Consider the following 15,785-nt stretch of genomic DNA (forward strand, 5'->3'; position numbering starts at 1 on the left):
CGATCGATGACCGACAAGAACGACACCCTCTTCGAGCGCGCCCGCGCCGTGATCCCCGGCGGCGTGAACTCGCCCGTGCGCGCCTTCAAGGCCGTCGGCGGCACGCCGCGCTTCATCCAGCGCGCCGAAGGCGCCTATTTCTGGGACGCCAACGGCAAGCGCTACATCGACTACATCGGCTCCTGGGGTCCGATGATCCTGGGCCATGGCCACCCCGCCGTGGTCGAGGCGGTGCAGAAGGCCGTGCTCGAAGGCTTTTCGTACGGCGCGCCGACCGAGCGCGAGATCGAACTGGCCGAGGCCATCCTCGCGCTCGTGCCCTCCATGGAAATGGTGCGGCTCGTGAGCTCGGGCACCGAGGCCGCGATGAGCGCCCTGCGCCTGGCGCGCGGCGCCACGGGCCGCAAGAGCATCATCAAGTTCGAAGGCTGCTACCACGGCCATGCCGACGCACTGCTCGTGAAGGCCGGCTCGGGCCTGGCCACCTTCGGCAACCCGACCTCGGCCGGCGTGCCGCCCGAGGTGGTGCAGCACACCATCGTGCTCGAGTACAACAACCTGCAGCAGCTCGAAGAGGCCTTCGCGCTGCACGGCAACGACATCGCCTGCCTGATGATCGAAGCCATTGCCGGCAACATGAACTTCGTGCGCGCCACGCCCGAATTCGCCAAGCGCTGCCGCGAGCTTTGCACGCAGCACGGCGCGCTGCTGATCTTCGATGAGGTGATGACTGGTTTTCGCGTCGGCCTGCATGGTGCGCAGGGCGTACTCGGCATCAAGCCCGACCTCACCGTACTCGGCAAGGTCATCGGCGGTGGCATGCCGCTTGCGGCCTTCGGCGGTCCGCGCGCCATCATGGAACAGCTTGCACCGCAGGGCCCGGTCTACCAGGCCGGCACGCTGTCGGGCAACCCGGTGGCCACGGCCTGCGGACTCGCCACGCTGAAGGAAATTGCGAAGCCCGGCTTCTACGAAGCGCTCGGCAAGAAGACGCGCTCGCTGGTCGACGGTTTGAAGGCCGCGGCAGCCGCCGAAGGCCGGCCCTTCAACGCCGACAGCGAAGGCGGCATGTTCGGCTTCTTCCTCATGAAGGATCTGCCGCAAAACTATGCAACCGTGATGACAACCGACAACGCGAAATTCAATGCGTTGTTTCATGGTTTGCTCGATCGCGGCGTGTATATTGCCCCCGCGCTCTACGAAGCAGGCTTCGTGAGCGCAGCGCACGGGGAGGACGACATCGCAGCCACCATAGAAGCGGCACGAGAGATTTTCAGAACGCCCTAGTCCATGAACGCCCTGCGCCTGCTGCCGGTAGTGAGTGTTTCTCTTGCTCTTTTTCTACCCGGCCTGGCGCTTGCGCAGTCCGCCTTCGAGCCGAAGAACATCTGGGTCAACCCGGGCTTCTATTCGGCGCACTTCGACAGCGGCAAGGGCTTGGAAAATTCCAACTTCGGCCTGGGCTTCGAGTACCCGCTGAACGACACCTACCGCATCACGGCGGGTGCGTTCCACAACAGCGACCGCAGGCAGTCGCACTACATCGGGCTGTATGTGCTGCCCTTCGAGTTCTACGGCGTGAAGTTCGGCGCGGTGGTGGGCGGCTTCGACGGCTACCCCAACTACCGCGACGGCAACTGGTTCCCGGCGATCCTTCCGACAGCCGCCATCGAAGGCAAGAACTGGGGCCTGAACATCGCCTACGTGCCGACGATCAGGAACCGCCTGTACGGCGCCATCACGTTCCAGTTGAAGTACCGGTTCGGCACCCACGAGTAAGCGGTTCCGTTCGGGAACACCGCGGAACCGGCTTTGCCGGGCCGCAGGTGTTGCCCCCGGTAGGGGGTTGGCGAAGCGACACGAAGTGCGCGAAGCCTGGGGGCGAGCTCAGTGCCTGAAGTGGCGAACGCCCGAGAGCACCATCACGACGCCGCGCTCGTCGGCGGCATCGATCACTTCCTGGTCGCGCATCGAACCGCCCGGCTGGATCACGCAGCTCGCGCCCGCATCCACCACCACGTCGAGGCCGTCGCGGAACGGGAAGAAGGCGTCGCTCGCCACGGCCGTGTCCTTCAGCGACAGGCCCGCGTGCTCGGCCTTGATGCTGGCGATGCGGGCCGAATCGAGGCGGCTCATCTGGCCCGCGCCGACGCCCATCGTCATGCCGTCGGCACAGAAGACGATCGCGTTGCTCTTGACGTACTTCGCGACCTTCCATGCGAACAGCAGGTCCTGCAGTTGCTGCGGCGAGGGCTGCTTCTTGCTGACCACCTTGAGGTCGCTCGCGGCGAGCTCGTGGTTGTCGGCGGTCTGCATGAGCAGGCCCGAGCCGACCCGCTTCACGTCCATCAGGTTGCGGCCGTTGTCCCAGTCGGTGGCGCCGCCCGGTGGCAGCGCGATCTCGAGCACGCGCACGTTGAGCTTGGCCTTGGTGGCCTGGAACACTTCGAGCGCCTCGGGCGTGTAGCCCGGTGCCATCAGCACTTCGACGAACTGCTTGTTGACGGCTTGCGCGGTGGCCAGGTCAACGGGCCGGTTGAAGGCGATGATGCCGCCGAAGGCCGAGGTCGGGTCGGTCTTGAAGGCCTTGGCGTAGGCCTCGTTCGCGTCCTTGCCCACGGCCACGCCGCAGGGGTTGGCGTGCTTGACGATCACGCAGGCCGGCACGTCGAAGCTCTTGACGCATTCCCATGCCGCGTCGGCATCGGCGATGTTGTTGTAGCTGAGCTCCTTGCCTTGCAATTGCCTGGCCGAGACGAGCGAGCCGGGCGCGGGATAGAGGTCGCGGTAGAACGCGGCCTGCTGGTGCGGGTTTTCGCCGTAGCGCAGGTCCTGCACCTTCACGAAGCGGCCGTTGCTTTGCGCGGGAAACAGCGAGCGCGTCGGTGCGGGCTGGCCGATGCTGGCGTCGAAGTCGATGGCCGAGAGGTAGTCGCTGATCGCACCGTCGTAGTCGGCGATGCGGTTGAACGCGGCCACCGAGAACGCGAACTTGGTCTTGTCGCTGAGCTTGCCGCCGGCCTTGAGCTCAGCGAGTGCCACGGGGTACTGCGCCGCATCGGTGAGCACGCCCACGTCCTTCCAGTTCTTGGCCGCGCTGCGCACCATGGCCGGGCCGCCGATGTCGATGTTCTCGATGGCGTCCTCGAGCGTGCAGCCGGGCTTGGCCACGGTCGACTCGAACGGGTAGAGGTTGACGATCAGAAGGTCGATGGTGTCGATGCCGTGTTCCTTGATCGCCGCCACGTGCGCGGGCAGGTCGCGCCGCGCGAGCAGGCCGCCGTGGATCTTGGGATGCAGCGTCTTCACGCGGCCGTCGAGCATTTCGGGAAAGCCGGTGTGGTCGGCGACTTCGGTCACCGGCAGGCCGGCATCGGCCAGCAGCTTGGCGGTGCCGCCGGTGGACAGCAGCTTGATGCCCAGCGCGTGCAGCGCCTGGGCGAATTCGAGGATGCCGGTCTTGTCGGAAACGGAGATGAGTGCGGTCTGAGCCATGGGTATGCCGTGAAGTTATTTCAAAAGTTTGTGCTCGACCAATTTCTTGCGGAGCGTGTTTCGGTTGAGGCCCAGCCATTGCGCGGCTTTGGATTGGTTGCCTTCGGCGCGCGTCATCACGACGTCGAGCAGCGGCTTCTCGACCACGCGCACGAGCATCTCGTACATGCCGTCGGGTTCGGTGCCGCGCAGGTCGCGAAAGTAGCTGTCCAGACTGGTGCGCACGCAGTCCTCGATGTGTTTCTTGCTCATTGCTTCTTCTCTTCCTCTCTCAATCGACGGCGCAGGCCGCCTCCTCTTCACCGGACAGCTCTTCGGCCGCCTGGTGCGCGGGCATGCGGTCCATGCGGTCCGCAAGCCCGTCGAAATAGTCGCCGACCGCGCGCAGCTGTTCGGCGCAGTCTTCGATGGTGTTCATGGTGGCGCGGAACGCTTCGCCGTCGGGGAGCGTGCGCACGTACCAGCCGATGTGCTTGCGCGCGGTGCGCACGCCGCTGAAATCGCCGTAGAGCGCGTAGTGCTCCACCAGGTGATCCAGCAACAGGCGGCGCACCTCGGCCACCAGCGGCGGCGCGCGGTGCGTGCCGGTGTCCAGGAAGTGCGCGATCTCGCGAAAGATCCAGGGACGGCCCTGTGCGGCGCGGCCGATCATCACCGCGTCGGCACCCGTGGCCGCGAGCACATCGCGCGCCTTCTCGGGCGAGTTGATGTCGCCATTGGCCACCACCGGCACGCGCACCGCGGCCTTCACCGCCGCGATGGTGTCGTACTCGGCGTGGCCCTTGTAGCCTTGCTCGCGCGTGCGGCCGTGCACAGTGAGCATCTGCACGCCGGCCGATTCGAAATCGCGCGCGAGCTTCACCGCGTTGCGGTTGTCTTCGCTCCAGCCGGTGCGCATCTTGAGCGTGACCGGCACGTTGAACGGCTGTGCCGCATCGACCACGGCCTGCACGATCTCGAGTGCCAGCGGCTCGTCGCGCATCAGCGCCGAACCGGCCCACTTGTTGCAGACCTTCTTGGCCGGGCAGCCCATGTTGATGTCGATGATCTGCGCGCCGCGCTCGATGTTGTAGACGGTGGCCTCAGCCATCATGGCTGCATCGGTGCCGGCGATCTGCACCGCGATGGGGCCCGGCTCGCCATCGTGATTCGCGCGGCGTGATGTCTTGAGCGTGCCCCACAGTTCCTTGCGCGAGGTGACCATTTCGCTGACTGCATAGCCCGCGCCGAGTTCGCGGCACAGCATGCGGAAGGGCCGGTCCGTCACGCCGGCCATGGGCGCGACGAACAGGCGGTTTTCCAGCGTGTGGGTGCCGATCTGCAAGGTCATTGGGAAGGAGGCTGTGCGATTCGGCTGCTGAAAAATGAGGCACGATTGTAGCCACCTGCGATTTCAGCGACTGAAACGATTTGCGCCCGCGGACAGGCGTAAACACCAATGTGTTGCGGGGCTTTCTCCCACGTGGATGCGACGTAAGCGCTGCCTATACTCCGCCACCTTTTCGCCCCACCTCATGCAAGCCTGGCTCGACTCCCTCATGGCGCTTCTGGCGCTGCCGCAGTACGGCCTCTCGACGCTGTTCGTCGCCGCCTTCGTTTCGGCCACGCTCTTGCCCGTGGGCTCTGAGCCTTTTCTCTTCGGCCTGCTGAAGCTCAACCCCGACATGTTCTGGCCGGCGATCGCGGTGGCGACCATCGGCAACACGCTGGGCGGCGCGGTCGACTGGTGGATGGGCTACGGCGCGCACAAGGTCGCTGACAAATACTCGCACTCGAAACACCATGTGCGCGTGCTCGGGTGGCTCGAGAGGCTGGGACCGAAGGCGTGCCTCTTGAGCTGGCTGCCGCTGGTGGGCGATCCGCTGTGCGCGGTCGCGGGCTGGCTCAAGCTGCCGTTCTGGCCATGCCTCGGCTACATGGCCATCGGGAAGTTCCTGCGCTACGTCACGATGACGGTCGCGCTGCTGTACGTCTTCCCGTCCTGACGAGACTTCAGCCGCTCAACTCAACAGGCCGTAGGGACCGCCGCGCTCCAGCGCACGCTTGTAGGCCGGACGCGCGTGGATGCGCTCCAGGTACGCCATCAGCTTCGGCCGCTTCGCATCGAGCCCGCCCCGCGCCTGCGCAGCTTCGATCACGAAACTCATCTGGATGTCGGCGCCGCTGAATTCATCGCCGGCGAACCATTCGCTCTTGCCGAGTTCGGACTCCATGTAGTTCAGATGGCTCGCGATGTTCGGGTTGATGAAAGCCCCCTTGGTCTTGGCCGCGATGGCCTTGGCGATGGGCTTCGCGAAGAAGGGCATCTTCGTCGTCTCGATGCGGTCGAAGATCAGCTTGAGCAGAAGCGGCGACATCGCCGTGCCTTCGGCGAAATGCATCCAGTAGCGGTAGCGCAAAGCCTCCGGCGTGCCGGCCGCGGGCGCGAGGCGGCCGTGGCCGTAGCGCTCGATCACCGTCTCGATGATCGCGCCCGACTCAGCGAGCGTGAGGCCCTCGTCGGTCGTCACCACAGGCGACTTGCCAAGCGGGTGAATGGCTTTGAGCGAAGCGGGTGCCAACATGGTTTGCGCATCGCGCTGGTAGTGGACGATCTCGTACGGCAGTTCGAGTTCTTCGAGCAGCCAGAGCACGCGCTGCGAGCGCGAATTGTTGAGGTGGTGAACGGTGAGCATGACGGCGGGCCTTGTGGAGGAATCGGGGCGCGCGCAGTCTAACCAACAGCAGCGACCACGGGGCTTTGACACCCACCGACACAGCGCGCCCGCCTACGGTGAACCCGGAGGGCCGCTTCCTAAACTTATCCAGATGAAAAACTCCCTGCAGTCCTGGCCTTGGAAGCCCCTCGCAGCCGGCCTCTGGCTCGGCGCCCTGGCTTCGCACACATGGGCGCTGCAACCCGAAGAAATCTTTCGCAAGGCATCGCCCGCGGTCTGGACCGTCAAGGGCGACCAGGGCAACAACAAGACCAGCGTCGGCAGCGCGGTGGCGGTCACGCCCGCGGCACTGGCCACGGCCTGCCATGTGGTGAACGGCGCCACGTCGGCCACCGTGACGCAGGGCCAGACCACCATCAAGATCAAGAGCATCCTGCGCGACCCCGATCCGTCGCGCGACCTGTGCGTGCTGATGACGGAAACGCCGCTGCAGTTGCCCGCCGTGCAGATCGCGCCGGTCGAAGGCCTGCGCGTCGGCCAGCGCGTGTTCGCCATCGGCAGCCCGCACGGACTCGAACTCACATTGAGCGAAGGTCTGATCTCCGCTTTGCGGCCCCGCTCGCAAGGCCAGTTGCCGATCATCCAGACCTCCGCGCCGGTGTCCTCGGGTTCGAGCGGCGGCGGGCTGTTCGATGAAGAAGGCCGGCTCGTCGGCGTCACCGACAGCGTGGCGCCCGGCGGCGCGAACCTCGGCTTTGCCTATCCGGCGCAGTGGGTGATGGAACTGCCGCAACGCGTGATCGCGGAAATGACGAAGTGGCGCGAGTTGCTGAAGAACGTCGGCGTGACGCTCGGCTCCGACGGAGAACCCACGCCTTCAGGCCATGCCGACTTGGCCGACGAAGCCGGCCTGCCGGTCGTCGGCAACGACCCGGCGCAGATCCGCGTGTCGTACCGCCAGTTCCTGCTGCAGGCGCGCCCGCGAGCGTTTCTGATCACGAGCGACAACAAGTTCGGAACGGCCACCAACTCGGCTGCGCTGACCGAGCATCTCAGGGGGTGCTCGGAACGCAAGGTGGTGTGTGCCGCTTATGCGGTGGACAACACCGTGGTGTGGGGCAAGCAGCAGCCCGCGAAGTAAGCGAGGCTCCGGGGCCTATTCGCGAGACACCGCGGAACCGGCTTCGCCGGGCCGCAGGTGTCGCCCCCGGTAGGGGGTTGGAGAAGCGACACGAAGTGCGCGAAGCCTGGGGGCGAGCCGATTTATGAACTGAACAGGAAGTTCATCACGTCGCCATCCTTCACGACGTATTCCTTGCCTTCCGAACGCATCTTCCCCGCGTCCTTCGCGCCCTGCTCGCCCTTGAAGGCGATGTAGTCGTCGAACGCGATGGTCTGGGCGCGGATGTAGCCCTTCTCGAAGTCGCCGTGGATCACGCCGGCCGCCTGCGGGCCGGTGTCGCCGATGTGGATGGTCCATGCGCGCACTTCCTTCACGCCGGCGGTGAAATACGTTTGCAGGCCCAAGAGCTTGAAAGCCGCGCGGATCAGGCGGTTCAGGCCCGGCTCGTCCTGGCCGATTTCGGCGAGAAACATCTTCTTGTCCTCGTCGTCCATCTCGGCCAGGTCGGCTTCGATCTTCGCGCAGATGGCGACCACGGGCGCGCCCTGCTTGGCGGCGTACTCGCGCAAACGGTCGAGGTACGGGTTGTTCTCGAAACCGTCTTCGGCCACGTTGCCGACGAACATCGCGGGCTTGGCGGTGATGAGCGTGAAGCTCTTGACCAGCGGCTGCTCTTCCTTGGTGAACTCGAGCGCGCGCACCGGCGTGTTCTCGTTCAGCGCGGCCTGGCAGCGTTCGAGCAAAGCGACGAGCTTTTGGGCGTCCTTGTCGCCCGAGCGCGCCACCTTGGTGTGGCGGTGCAGCGCCTTCTCGACCGTGGCGAGGTCGGCCAGGCACAACTCGGTCTGGATCACTTCGATGTCGGAGATCGGGTCGACCTTGCCGGCCACGTGGATCACGTTCTCGTCGTCGAAGCAGCGCACCACGTTCACGGTGGCGTCGGTCTCGCGGATGTGCGCGAGGAACTTGTTGCCGAGGCCTTCGCCGGTGCTTGCGCCGGCCACAAGGCCTGCGATGTCGACGAACTCGACGATGGCGGGCACCACGCGCTCGGGATTGACGATCGCGCTCAGTTGGGCGAGCCGCGGATCGGGCACTTCCACCACGCCCACGTTGGGCTCGATGGTGCAGAACGGATAGTTTTCCGCTGCGATGCCGGCCTTGGTCAACGCATTGAAAAGGGTGGATTTACCGACGTTGGGCAGGCCGACGATGCCGCATTGCAAACTCATGGGAGGTCCTCTTGGGTAACCGGGCATTTTAGGCGACCATGGTTTCGTGCCCATCCCGCAGGTCTTCGCCCCCTCTTCCATCGCCTCGCGGCTCAGGGTTAAACCCGATTAGCAAACGTTTGCGCAAACGTTTTCGTTGGTTAATATCGACACCCCCCGGCACAGACCGGCGTACCGCTCAACCACCCAGGAGACACACCATGAAGTTCACCCGCCGCACCCTGCAAAGCGCCGCCGCGCTCACGCTGCTGGGCGCCATCGCCGCCACGCCCGCCTTCGCACAGGACAAGCCCAAGGTGGCGCTGGTCATGAAGTCGCTGGCCAACGAGTTCTTCCGCACCATGGAAGACGGCGCCAAGGCGCACAACAAGGCCAACGCCGCGAAGTACACGCTGGTGGCCAACGGCATCAAGGACGAGACCGACACCTCCGCCCAGATCAAGATGGTCGAGCAGATGGTGGCCCAGAAGATCAATGCGCTGGTCATCGCTCCGGCCGATTCGAAGGCACTGGTGCCCGTGATCAAGGCGGCCATCGACAAGGGCATCCTGGTCGTCAACATCGACAACCAGCTCGACGCCGCCGCGCTGAAGGAAAAGGGCATTCAGGTGCCGTTCGTCGGCCCCGACAACCGCGCGGGCGCCAAGCTGGTGGGCGATGCGCTCGCCAAGGAGCTGAAGGCGGGCGACAAGGTCGGCATCATCGAAGGCGTCTCGACCACCTTCAATGCGCAGCAGCGCACCCTCGGCTACCAGGACGCCATGAAGGCCGCCAACGTGACGGTGGTGGGCGTGCAGTCGGGCCAGTGGGAAATCGACAAGGGCAACACCGTGGCCGCCGGCATGATGCGCGAGCACCCTGATCTCAAGGCGCTGCTCGCCGGCAACGACAGCATGGCGCTCGGCGCAGTGGCTGCCGTCAAGGCCGCGGGCAAGACCGGCAAGGTGCTGGTCGTGGGCTACGACAACATCGGCGCCATCAAGCCGATGCTGGCCGACGGCCGCGTGCTCGCCACGGCCGACCAGTTCGCCGCCAAGCAGGCCGTGTTCGGTATCGAGACCGCGCTGAAGGCCATCGCCGACAAGAAGAAGCAGTCGGAAATGCCCGCCGAAGTGAAGACCGACGTGGTGCTGGTCACCAAGTCGTCGAAATAAATGTTGCTCGCCCCCAGGCTTCGCGCACTTCGTGTCGCTTCGCCAACCCCCTACCGGGGGCAACACCTGAGGCCCGGCGAAGCCGGTTCCTCGGTGTTTCTGGAATAAGGTTGCCATCGATGGCTGATAACGATCGCAGCGCGCCGGTGCTCTCGCTGAGCGCGCTCGGCAAGGACTACGCGGCGCCGGTGCTGGACGACGTCTCGATCGTCCTGAACGCAGGCGAAGTGCTCGCCCTCACGGGTGAGAACGGCGCCGGCAAGAGCACGCTCTCCAAGATCGTCTGCGGCCTGGTGCAGCCCACCCGCGGCCAGATGCTGCTGGACGGCAAGCCGTTCCAGCCGGGCTCCCGCCGCGATGCCGAGCGCCTGGGCGTGCGCATGGTGATGCAGGAGCTGGGGCTGGTCACCACGCTGTCGGTGGCCGAGAACCTGCTGCTCGACCGCCTCCCGAGCAAGACCGGCTGGATCCGCAAGGCCAAGCTCTACGAACTGGCCTCACGCCAGCTCGCCAAGATCGGCATGGAGAACATCGACCCGGCCACGCCCGTCGCGCGGCTGGGCATCGGCCAGCAGCAGATGGTGGAAATTGCGCGCAACCTGCAGGACGACACGCGCGTGCTGGTGCTCGACGAGCCCACCGCGATGCTCACGCCACGCGAGACCTCGCACCTCTTCGAGCAGATCGAACTGCTGAAGGCGCGCGGGGTGGCGATCGTCTACGTGTCGCACCGCCTCGAAGAACTTCAGCGCATCGCCGACCGCGTGGCAGTGCTGCGCGACGGCAGGCTGGTGGACGTGCGCGCCATGGCCGGCGTGCGCGAATCCGAACTGGTGCAGCGCATGGTCGGCCGCGCGGTGCACGAGCACGAAGGGCGCGACCGCCGCGTCGCCGGGCCGGTGCTGCTGAGCGCGCGCGGCCTCGGCAGGACGCAGATGGTGCGCGATGTCGACCTCGACCTGCACGCCGGTGAAATCATGGGCCTCGCCGGCCTGGTCGGCTCGGGCCGGACCGAACTGGTGCGCCTCCTGTTCGGCGCCGACCGCGCGGACCGCGGCGAAATTTCTCTCTACGACGCAAAGACCGGTGCAGAACCGGTGCAACACGTGCGCAAGGGCTGGCGCTCGCCGATGCAGGCGATCCGCGCCGGCATCGGCCTCGTCACCGAAGACCGCAAGTCGCAGGGCTTGCTGCTCACGCAATCGATCCGCGTCAACGCGACGCTCAGCGACCTGGGCGCGATCTCGCACGCCGGCTGGCTGCAGCGCGCCAAGGAACGCAGCATCGCGCGGCAACTGGTGGAGCTGCTGCGCATCCGCTCGCGCAGCATCGAACAGCCGGTGGCCACGCTCAGCGGCGGCAACCAGCAGAAGGTGGTGTTCGCGCGCTGGCTGCATCGCGAATGCAAAGTGCTGCTGCTCGATGAACCTACGCGCGGCGTCGACGTCGGTGCGCGCGCCGACCTGTACGCCGAACTCGACCGCATGACCGACGCCGGCAAGGCGCTCCTGATGGTGTCGAGCGACCTGCGCGAACTGATGGCCATGTGCGACCGCATCGGCGTGATGAGCGCCGGCAAATTGGTCGCGGTGTTCGAGCGCGGCGAGTGGAGCGAACAATCGCTGCTCGCCGCCGCCTTCAGCGACGCGACCGGACGCCCCTCCGCCTCCGCCCCCTCTTTCTCTTCCGATTCGAACCTGGCCCAACCGGCCACTGCCGAGACACCATGAACGCAGCCGCAGCCTCGACTTCCAATCCGCGCACCTCCGCACTGAAGGGCCAGCTGGGCACCTACCTCGGCCTCACGGTCGTGCTGGTGGGCATGGTCGCGCTCTTCGGTTCGATGAGCGAATACTTCCTGACGCGCGACACCTTCATCTCGATTGCCAACGAAATCCCCGCGCTCGCGGTGATGGCGGTGGGCATGACCTTCGTGCTGATCATCGCGGGCATCGATCTGTCGGTCGGCTCGGTGCTCGCGCTCAGCGCGGCCGTGACGGCCGCGGCCATTCTCGAATGGAAGCTCTCCGTTCCTCTCGCGGCAGCACTCGGCCTCGCCACCGGCCTGATCTGCGGCACGGTGACCGGTGCGGTGTCGGTCGCATGGCGGCTGCCGAGCTTCATCGTCTCGCTGGGCATGCTCGAAGCGGTGCGCGGTGGCGCCTACCTCGTCACCGACTCGCGCACGCAGTACGTGGGCGATGCGATCTCGGGCCTCGCCGCGCCATGGATCGGCGGCATTTCGGCTGCCTTCGTGCTCGCGGTGGTGCTGGTCGTCATCGGGCAGATGGTGCTCACGCGCACGGTGTTCGGCCGGCATGTGGTGGGCATCGGCACGAACGAAGAAGCGATGCGCCTGGCGGGTGTCGATCCGCGGCCGATCCGCATCATCGTGTTCGCCGTCACCGGCCTTCTTGCGGGGCTCGCGGGCCTGATGCAGTCGGCGCGGCTCGAAGCGGCCGACCCGAATGCGGGCGTCGGCATCGAGCTGCAGGTGATCGCGGCCGTGGTCATCGGCGGCACCAGCCTCATGGGCGGGCGCGGCTCGGTGGTCAACACCTTCTTCGGCGTGCTGATCATCGCGGTGCTCGAAGCGGGCCTGGCGCAGGTGGGCGCGAGCGAGCCGAGCAAACGGATCATCACCGGGGCGGTGATCGTGGTTGCGGTGATCATCGACACCTTGCGCCAGCGCCGCGCGGACCGCCGCCTGGCCTAAGAAGGTGTGAACGAACCCACCAGGAACAAGGAACACAAACCATGGCCACCATCAAGGATGTCGCGTTGCGCGCCGGAGTCTCCGTCACCACCGTCTCGCACGTGGTCAACGACACGCGCCATGTGAGCGCCAAGGGCCGCGAGCGCGTCGAGCTCGCCATCCGCGAACTGGGCTACGTGCCGAATGCAATGGCGCGCAGCCTGAAGAGCAACACCACCTCGACGCTCGGAATGCTGATTCCGAACAGCTCCAATCCCTACTTCGCAGAGATCGTGCGCATCGTGGAAGACCGGTGCTTCGGCGCCGGTTACACGCTGGTGCTGTGCAACACCGACGACGAGCCCCGCCGCCAGAGCGTGTACCTGCAGGTGCTGGCCGAGCGCCGCATCGACGGGCTGATCGTGGTGTCGACGGGCGATGACGATTCGCTCGTGACCCAGCTACAGGGCCTGCGCATCCCCACGGTGCTGGTCGACCGCGAGATCGCCGATCCGAGCTGCGACCTGGTGGAAACCGCGCACATGCAGGGCGGCCTGCTCGCGGTGCGGCACCTGCTGTCGCTCGGCCACAAGCGCATCGCCTGCCTCGGCGGGCCCGAGGGCCTCACGCCCAGCGAGCAGCGCATCGAAGGCTGGCGCATGGCGCTGGCCGAGGCCGGAACCACACCGAACGCCGATGCGTTGCTGTGGCGCGGCGCCTTCACCAGCCAGAGCGGCTACGAGGCGATGCACGCCATCCTGCGCACCGAGCATCCGCCGTCGGCCGTGTTCGTCTGCAACGACCTGATGGCCATCGGCGCCCTGCGCGCCGCGCATGAAAGCGGCGTGCACGTGCCCGACGAGCTGTCGATCGTCGGCTTCGACGACATCGAACTCTCGGCCTACACCAGCCCGCCGCTCACCACCGTCGCGCAGCCCAAGGAGCGCATCGGCGCACTGGCGGTCGACATGCTGCTGGAGCGCGTGAGCGGCAAGCGGCGCGATGCGCGCAAGGTGGTGCTGCAACCCGAGCTGCGCGTGCGCGCCTCGACCGCGCGCCATGCGAGCTTCAAGGAGCCGGCCGCACCGGCCACCGAATCGCCTTCAACGGAAAACCGAAAGTCCCGCACCCCGTGAGTCCGAAGCCTTCTTCCCGCAGTCCCGAAGCACCGCGAATCGTGGTGCTCGGCAGCCTCAACATGGACCTGGTGCTGCGCGTCCCCCATGCACCGGCCGCGGGCGAAACCCTGATCGGCCATTCGATCGCCAACATCCCCGGCGGCAAGGGCGCCAACCAGGCCGTGAGCTGCGCGCGCGAAGGCGCTCAGGTGCGCATGATCGGCTGCGTGGGCGACGATGCCCACGGCCGCGCGCTGCGCGAATCGCTGGAGCGCGACGGCATCGACACCGCTGCATTGCGCACGGTCGAGGGCGAGCCCACGGGCACGGCGCTGATCCTGGTGGAAGACAGCGGGCAGAACCGCATCGTGATCATTCCCGGCGCCAACGCGCGAGTCGAAATCGATGAAGCGGCGATGCGCGAGCAACTGCGGGGCGCGGCCTTTCTGGTGACGCAGTTCGAGACGCCGATGGACCAGATCGCACGTGCCATTTCGGTGGCGCACGAGACGGGCTGCAAGGTGCTGCTCAACCCGTCGCCGGTGCAGGCGATTGCCGAGCCGCTCTGGTCGCGCATCGACACGCTGGTGGTCAACGAGATCGAGGCCGAGACGCTGTGCGGCCAATCGGCCGACAGCCCGCAAGACGCCGCGCGGGCGGGCCGGGCGCTGCGCGCCAAGGGCATCGCGCGCGTGGTCGTCACGCTCGGTTCGCGCGGCGCGGTGGCCGTCGATGCCGACGGTGCGCGCCATCATCCCGCGCCGAAGGTGCAGGCGGTCGACACCACCGCCGCGGGCGACACTTTTCTGGGCGCGCTGGCCGTGGCACTGGGCGAAGGCCAATCGTTCGACGAAGCCGTGCGCCTTGGCATCCGCGCCGCGGCGCTGTGCATCCAGCAGCCCGGCGCCCAACCGTCTATTCCGCAGCGCGACGCCGTGCTGCAAAGCCCCCTGCCTCCTGACTGGATCACGCTGTGAAACGCTCTCCCCTGCTGCATGCCGAACTCTCGCAAGTGATTGCCGCGCTGGGGCATGGCGACATGGTGGTCATCGGCGATGCGGGCCTGCCGATTCCCGAGGGCCCGAAGCGCATCGACCTCGCGCTCACGCCCGGCATTCCGCGCATCACGGACGTGCTCAAGGCCGTGCTGTCGGAGATGCAGGTGGAGCGTGCGCTGCTGGCGCGCGAGGCGGTGGAGCAACTGCCCGCCGGCGCGCTGCCCGCATGGTGCGAAGGCCAGTTGGCCGTGGTGCCGGAGACGGTCTCTCACGAGGAACTCAAGCGCCTGAGCGCGCGCGCCAAGGCGGTGATCCGCACCGGCGAATGCACGCCCTACGCCAACATCGTCCTGTGCGCGGGCGTGACGTTCTAAATCACTCGAACCGGTAGTTCGCGCCCACGGTCTGCCCGACCTTGAGCATGTGTTCCACGCCCTGCACCACGATGCAGTTCATGCCGAAGGTGATGCCGCCATTGACGCGCGCATCGGCGCGATAGGTGCGCAGCACATTGCCGACCTCAGGGCTGCTGACGGCGGTGGTCGGGTCGATGTCCGGGATCGGGCAGCGCGTGCAGGGCTTGACCGGCCTGAGTTCGGCCTCGCCTTCGCCGGTCGTGACATGCAGCGCGTCGACGCGATCTTCGTCGTGCGACTCGATGCCGGCCAGCACGATGTTGGGCCGGAAACGTTCGATGCCAACCGCCTCGTGCCCCGCCGCGGCAAGCCGCTCGTTGAGTTCGACCAGGGACCCTTCACTCGCCACCAGCAGCGGATAGCCGTCGGCAAACTGGTTCAGCGCCTCGACGCCGTCGGTCCACTTCAGGCTCGACAGTCGCTTGTGTTCGGGATCGAAGCGCACCAGCCGCAGGGTCTGCGGCTTGCCGGGCTCGGAGAGAAAATCGCTGAACCACTGGGCGGCGATGTCGCCCATGTCGTAGGCGGCGACTTCGTCTTTCCACACCCGCACGCGGACGGGCTTCTCGACGCGGTCGAAGGCCAGGTGCAGGGCCAGCATGCCGGGGGCGCGCAGCACCACCTCCATGTGCTTCATCTGCGGCTTGATGAGCGCCATGCGCGGAATCTGGCGCTGGGTGACGAACTCGCCGTTGGCATCGACCACCATCCAGGCCCGGTCGAATTCGAGGCCTGTTTCGGTCAGCAGCATTTCATTGAGTTCGACACCGGCACACGACTTGACGGGGTAGACGAGCAGGCGCGCGATGGTGGCTTCGAGGTCGAAAACGGGCTGCGACACGGTGGGGGTTCCTTGAATCCTTGGAAAGCGACCGCGATTGTCCCGCATCGGCGCCG

At 66.5% G+C, this 15,785-nt stretch carries 16 protein-coding genes; 10 read left to right on the forward strand and 6 right to left on the reverse strand.

All coding sequences use genetic code 11. From position 1 onward, the window contains the following. Positions 1-6 precede the first annotated feature (6 nt). On the forward strand, positions 7-1,287 hold the full coding sequence (gene hemL / locus QF040_RS19960) for a glutamate-1-semialdehyde 2,1-aminomutase (RefSeq protein WP_429612498.1): 1,281 nt from the start codon (positions 7-9) through the stop codon (positions 1,285-1,287). 3 nt (positions 1,288-1,290) lie between these two features. Beyond that, complete coding sequence (locus QF040_RS19965; RefSeq protein ID WP_429612499.1) at positions 1,291-1,779, forward strand: hypothetical protein; 489 nt, start codon at positions 1,291-1,293, stop codon at positions 1,777-1,779. A 108-nt stretch (positions 1,780-1,887) separates the two neighbouring features. On the opposite strand, the gene purH is transcribed toward QF040_RS19965, so the two are convergent. From purH to dusB, 3 genes are read right to left on the reverse strand one after another with little or no spacing between them, the layout of a single operon-like run. Further along, positions 1,888-3,495 carry a bifunctional phosphoribosylaminoimidazolecarboxamide formyltransferase/IMP cyclohydrolase gene (gene purH / locus QF040_RS19970; RefSeq protein ID WP_429612500.1) on the reverse strand — a complete coding sequence of 536 codons (1,608 nt, stop codon included), beginning with the start codon at positions 3,493-3,495 and terminating at the stop codon, positions 1,888-1,890. A gap of 15 nt (positions 3,496-3,510) precedes the next feature. Next, positions 3,511-3,747, reverse strand: a complete 237-nt coding sequence (locus QF040_RS19975) for a Fis family transcriptional regulator (protein ID WP_007838304.1) — start codon at positions 3,745-3,747, stop codon at positions 3,511-3,513. 19 nt (positions 3,748-3,766) lie between these two features. Further along, a complete protein-coding gene (gene dusB, locus QF040_RS19980) occupies positions 3,767-4,825 on the reverse strand; it encodes a tRNA dihydrouridine synthase DusB (protein ID WP_429612501.1) in 1,059 nt (352 codons plus the stop codon). Positions 4,826-5,009: 184 nt separating this feature from the next. Between dusB and QF040_RS19985 the strand changes: the two genes are divergently transcribed. Continuing rightward, positions 5,010-5,480 carry a YqaA family protein gene (locus QF040_RS19985; protein ID WP_013543594.1) on the forward strand — a complete coding sequence of 157 codons (471 nt, stop codon included), beginning with the start codon at positions 5,010-5,012 and terminating at the stop codon, positions 5,478-5,480. A 15-nt stretch (positions 5,481-5,495) separates the two neighbouring features. Here the strand turns inward: QF040_RS19985 and QF040_RS19990 are convergent, their stop codons facing one another. Next, positions 5,496-6,170: a glutathione S-transferase gene (locus tag QF040_RS19990; protein ID WP_429612502.1), complete on the reverse strand. Its 675-nt coding sequence runs from the start codon at positions 6,168-6,170 to the stop codon at positions 5,496-5,498. A gap of 133 nt (positions 6,171-6,303) precedes the next feature. Between QF040_RS19990 and QF040_RS19995 the strand changes: the two genes are divergently transcribed. After that, a complete protein-coding gene (locus QF040_RS19995) occupies positions 6,304-7,293 on the forward strand; it encodes a trypsin-like peptidase domain-containing protein (RefSeq protein ID WP_429612503.1) in 990 nt (329 codons plus the stop codon). 122 nt (positions 7,294-7,415) lie between these two features. Here QF040_RS19995 and ychF read toward each other — a convergent pair whose 3' ends face one another. After that, positions 7,416-8,507 (reverse strand): redox-regulated ATPase YchF, encoded by a 1,092-nt coding sequence (gene ychF / locus QF040_RS20000; RefSeq protein WP_306881537.1) that lies wholly within the window; start codon positions 8,505-8,507, stop codon positions 7,416-7,418. A 200-nt stretch (positions 8,508-8,707) separates the two neighbouring features. Between ychF and QF040_RS20005 the strand changes: the two genes are divergently transcribed. From QF040_RS20005 to rbsD, 6 genes are all read left to right on the forward strand, one after another. Then, complete coding sequence (locus QF040_RS20005) at positions 8,708-9,661, forward strand: sugar ABC transporter substrate-binding protein (RefSeq protein ID WP_307501580.1); 954 nt, start codon at positions 8,708-8,710, stop codon at positions 9,659-9,661. A gap of 119 nt (positions 9,662-9,780) precedes the next feature. Beyond that, the gene (locus tag QF040_RS20010) at positions 9,781-11,391 is read left to right on the forward strand and encodes a sugar ABC transporter ATP-binding protein (protein WP_429612504.1); all 1,611 of its coding nucleotides are present in this window, start codon (positions 9,781-9,783) and stop codon (positions 11,389-11,391) included. Further along, a complete protein-coding gene (locus QF040_RS20015; RefSeq protein ID WP_429612505.1) occupies positions 11,388-12,377 on the forward strand; it encodes an ABC transporter permease in 990 nt (329 codons plus the stop codon). The genes QF040_RS20010 and QF040_RS20015 overlap by 4 nt, the downstream gene beginning before the upstream one ends. 41 nt (positions 12,378-12,418) lie before the next feature. Then, positions 12,419-13,492, forward strand: coding sequence for a LacI family DNA-binding transcriptional regulator (locus tag QF040_RS20020; RefSeq protein ID WP_013543603.1), 1,074 nt, complete (start codon positions 12,419-12,421; stop codon positions 13,490-13,492). Further along, complete coding sequence (rbsK, locus tag QF040_RS20025) at positions 13,489-14,451, forward strand: ribokinase (RefSeq protein WP_429612506.1); 963 nt, start codon at positions 13,489-13,491, stop codon at positions 14,449-14,451. Before QF040_RS20020 ends, rbsK begins: the two co-directional genes overlap by 4 nt. Then, positions 14,448-14,846, forward strand: a complete 399-nt coding sequence (rbsD, locus tag QF040_RS20030) for a D-ribose pyranase (protein WP_429612507.1) — start codon at positions 14,448-14,450, stop codon at positions 14,844-14,846. The genes rbsK and rbsD overlap by 4 nt, the downstream gene beginning before the upstream one ends. Before the next feature lies 1 nt (position 14,847). On the opposite strand, the gene QF040_RS20035 is transcribed toward rbsD, so the two are convergent. Continuing rightward, positions 14,848-15,729 carry an MOSC domain-containing protein gene (locus QF040_RS20035; RefSeq protein WP_429612508.1) on the reverse strand — a complete coding sequence of 294 codons (882 nt, stop codon included), beginning with the start codon at positions 15,727-15,729 and terminating at the stop codon, positions 14,848-14,850. Positions 15,730-15,785: the final 56 nt, after the last annotated feature.

It is taken from the genome of Variovorax sp. W2I14, from assembly GCF_050435205.1.
GTDB lineage: Bacteria > Pseudomonadota > Gammaproteobacteria > Burkholderiales > Burkholderiaceae_C > Variovorax > Variovorax paradoxus_C.

Bases quoted from the DNA above. Each gene is read 5' to 3' on its own strand.
- QF040_RS20005 (WP_307501580.1), top strand. From the start codon at position 8,708: ATGAAGTTCACCCGCCGCACCCTGCAAAGCGCCGCCGCGCTCACGCTG.
- hemL (WP_429612498.1), top strand. From the start codon at position 7: ATGACCGACAAGAACGACACCCTCTTCGAGCGCGCCCGCGCCGTGATC.
- QF040_RS20010 (WP_429612504.1), top strand. From the start codon at position 9,781: ATGGCTGATAACGATCGCAGCGCGCCGGTGCTCTCGCTGAGCGCGCTC.
- QF040_RS20020 (WP_013543603.1), top strand. From the start codon at position 12,419: ATGGCCACCATCAAGGATGTCGCGTTGCGCGCCGGAGTCTCCGTCACC.
- dusB (WP_429612501.1), bottom strand. From the start codon at position 4,825: ATGACCTTGCAGATCGGCACCCACACGCTGGAAAACCGCCTGTTCGTC.
- purH (WP_429612500.1), bottom strand. From the start codon at position 3,495: ATGGCTCAGACCGCACTCATCTCCGTTTCCGACAAGACCGGCATCCTC.
- QF040_RS19995 (WP_429612503.1), top strand. From the start codon at position 6,304: ATGAAAAACTCCCTGCAGTCCTGGCCTTGGAAGCCCCTCGCAGCCGGC.
- QF040_RS19985 (WP_013543594.1), top strand. From the start codon at position 5,010: ATGCAAGCCTGGCTCGACTCCCTCATGGCGCTTCTGGCGCTGCCGCAG.
- ychF (WP_306881537.1), bottom strand. From the start codon at position 8,507: ATGAGTTTGCAATGCGGCATCGTCGGCCTGCCCAACGTCGGTAAATCC.
- QF040_RS19990 (WP_429612502.1), bottom strand. From the start codon at position 6,170: ATGCTCACCGTTCACCACCTCAACAATTCGCGCTCGCAGCGCGTGCTC.
- QF040_RS19965 (WP_429612499.1), top strand. From the start codon at position 1,291: ATGAACGCCCTGCGCCTGCTGCCGGTAGTGAGTGTTTCTCTTGCTCTT.
- QF040_RS20015 (WP_429612505.1), top strand. From the start codon at position 11,388: ATGAACGCAGCCGCAGCCTCGACTTCCAATCCGCGCACCTCCGCACTG.
- QF040_RS19975 (WP_007838304.1), bottom strand. From the start codon at position 3,747: ATGAGCAAGAAACACATCGAGGACTGCGTGCGCACCAGTCTGGACAGC.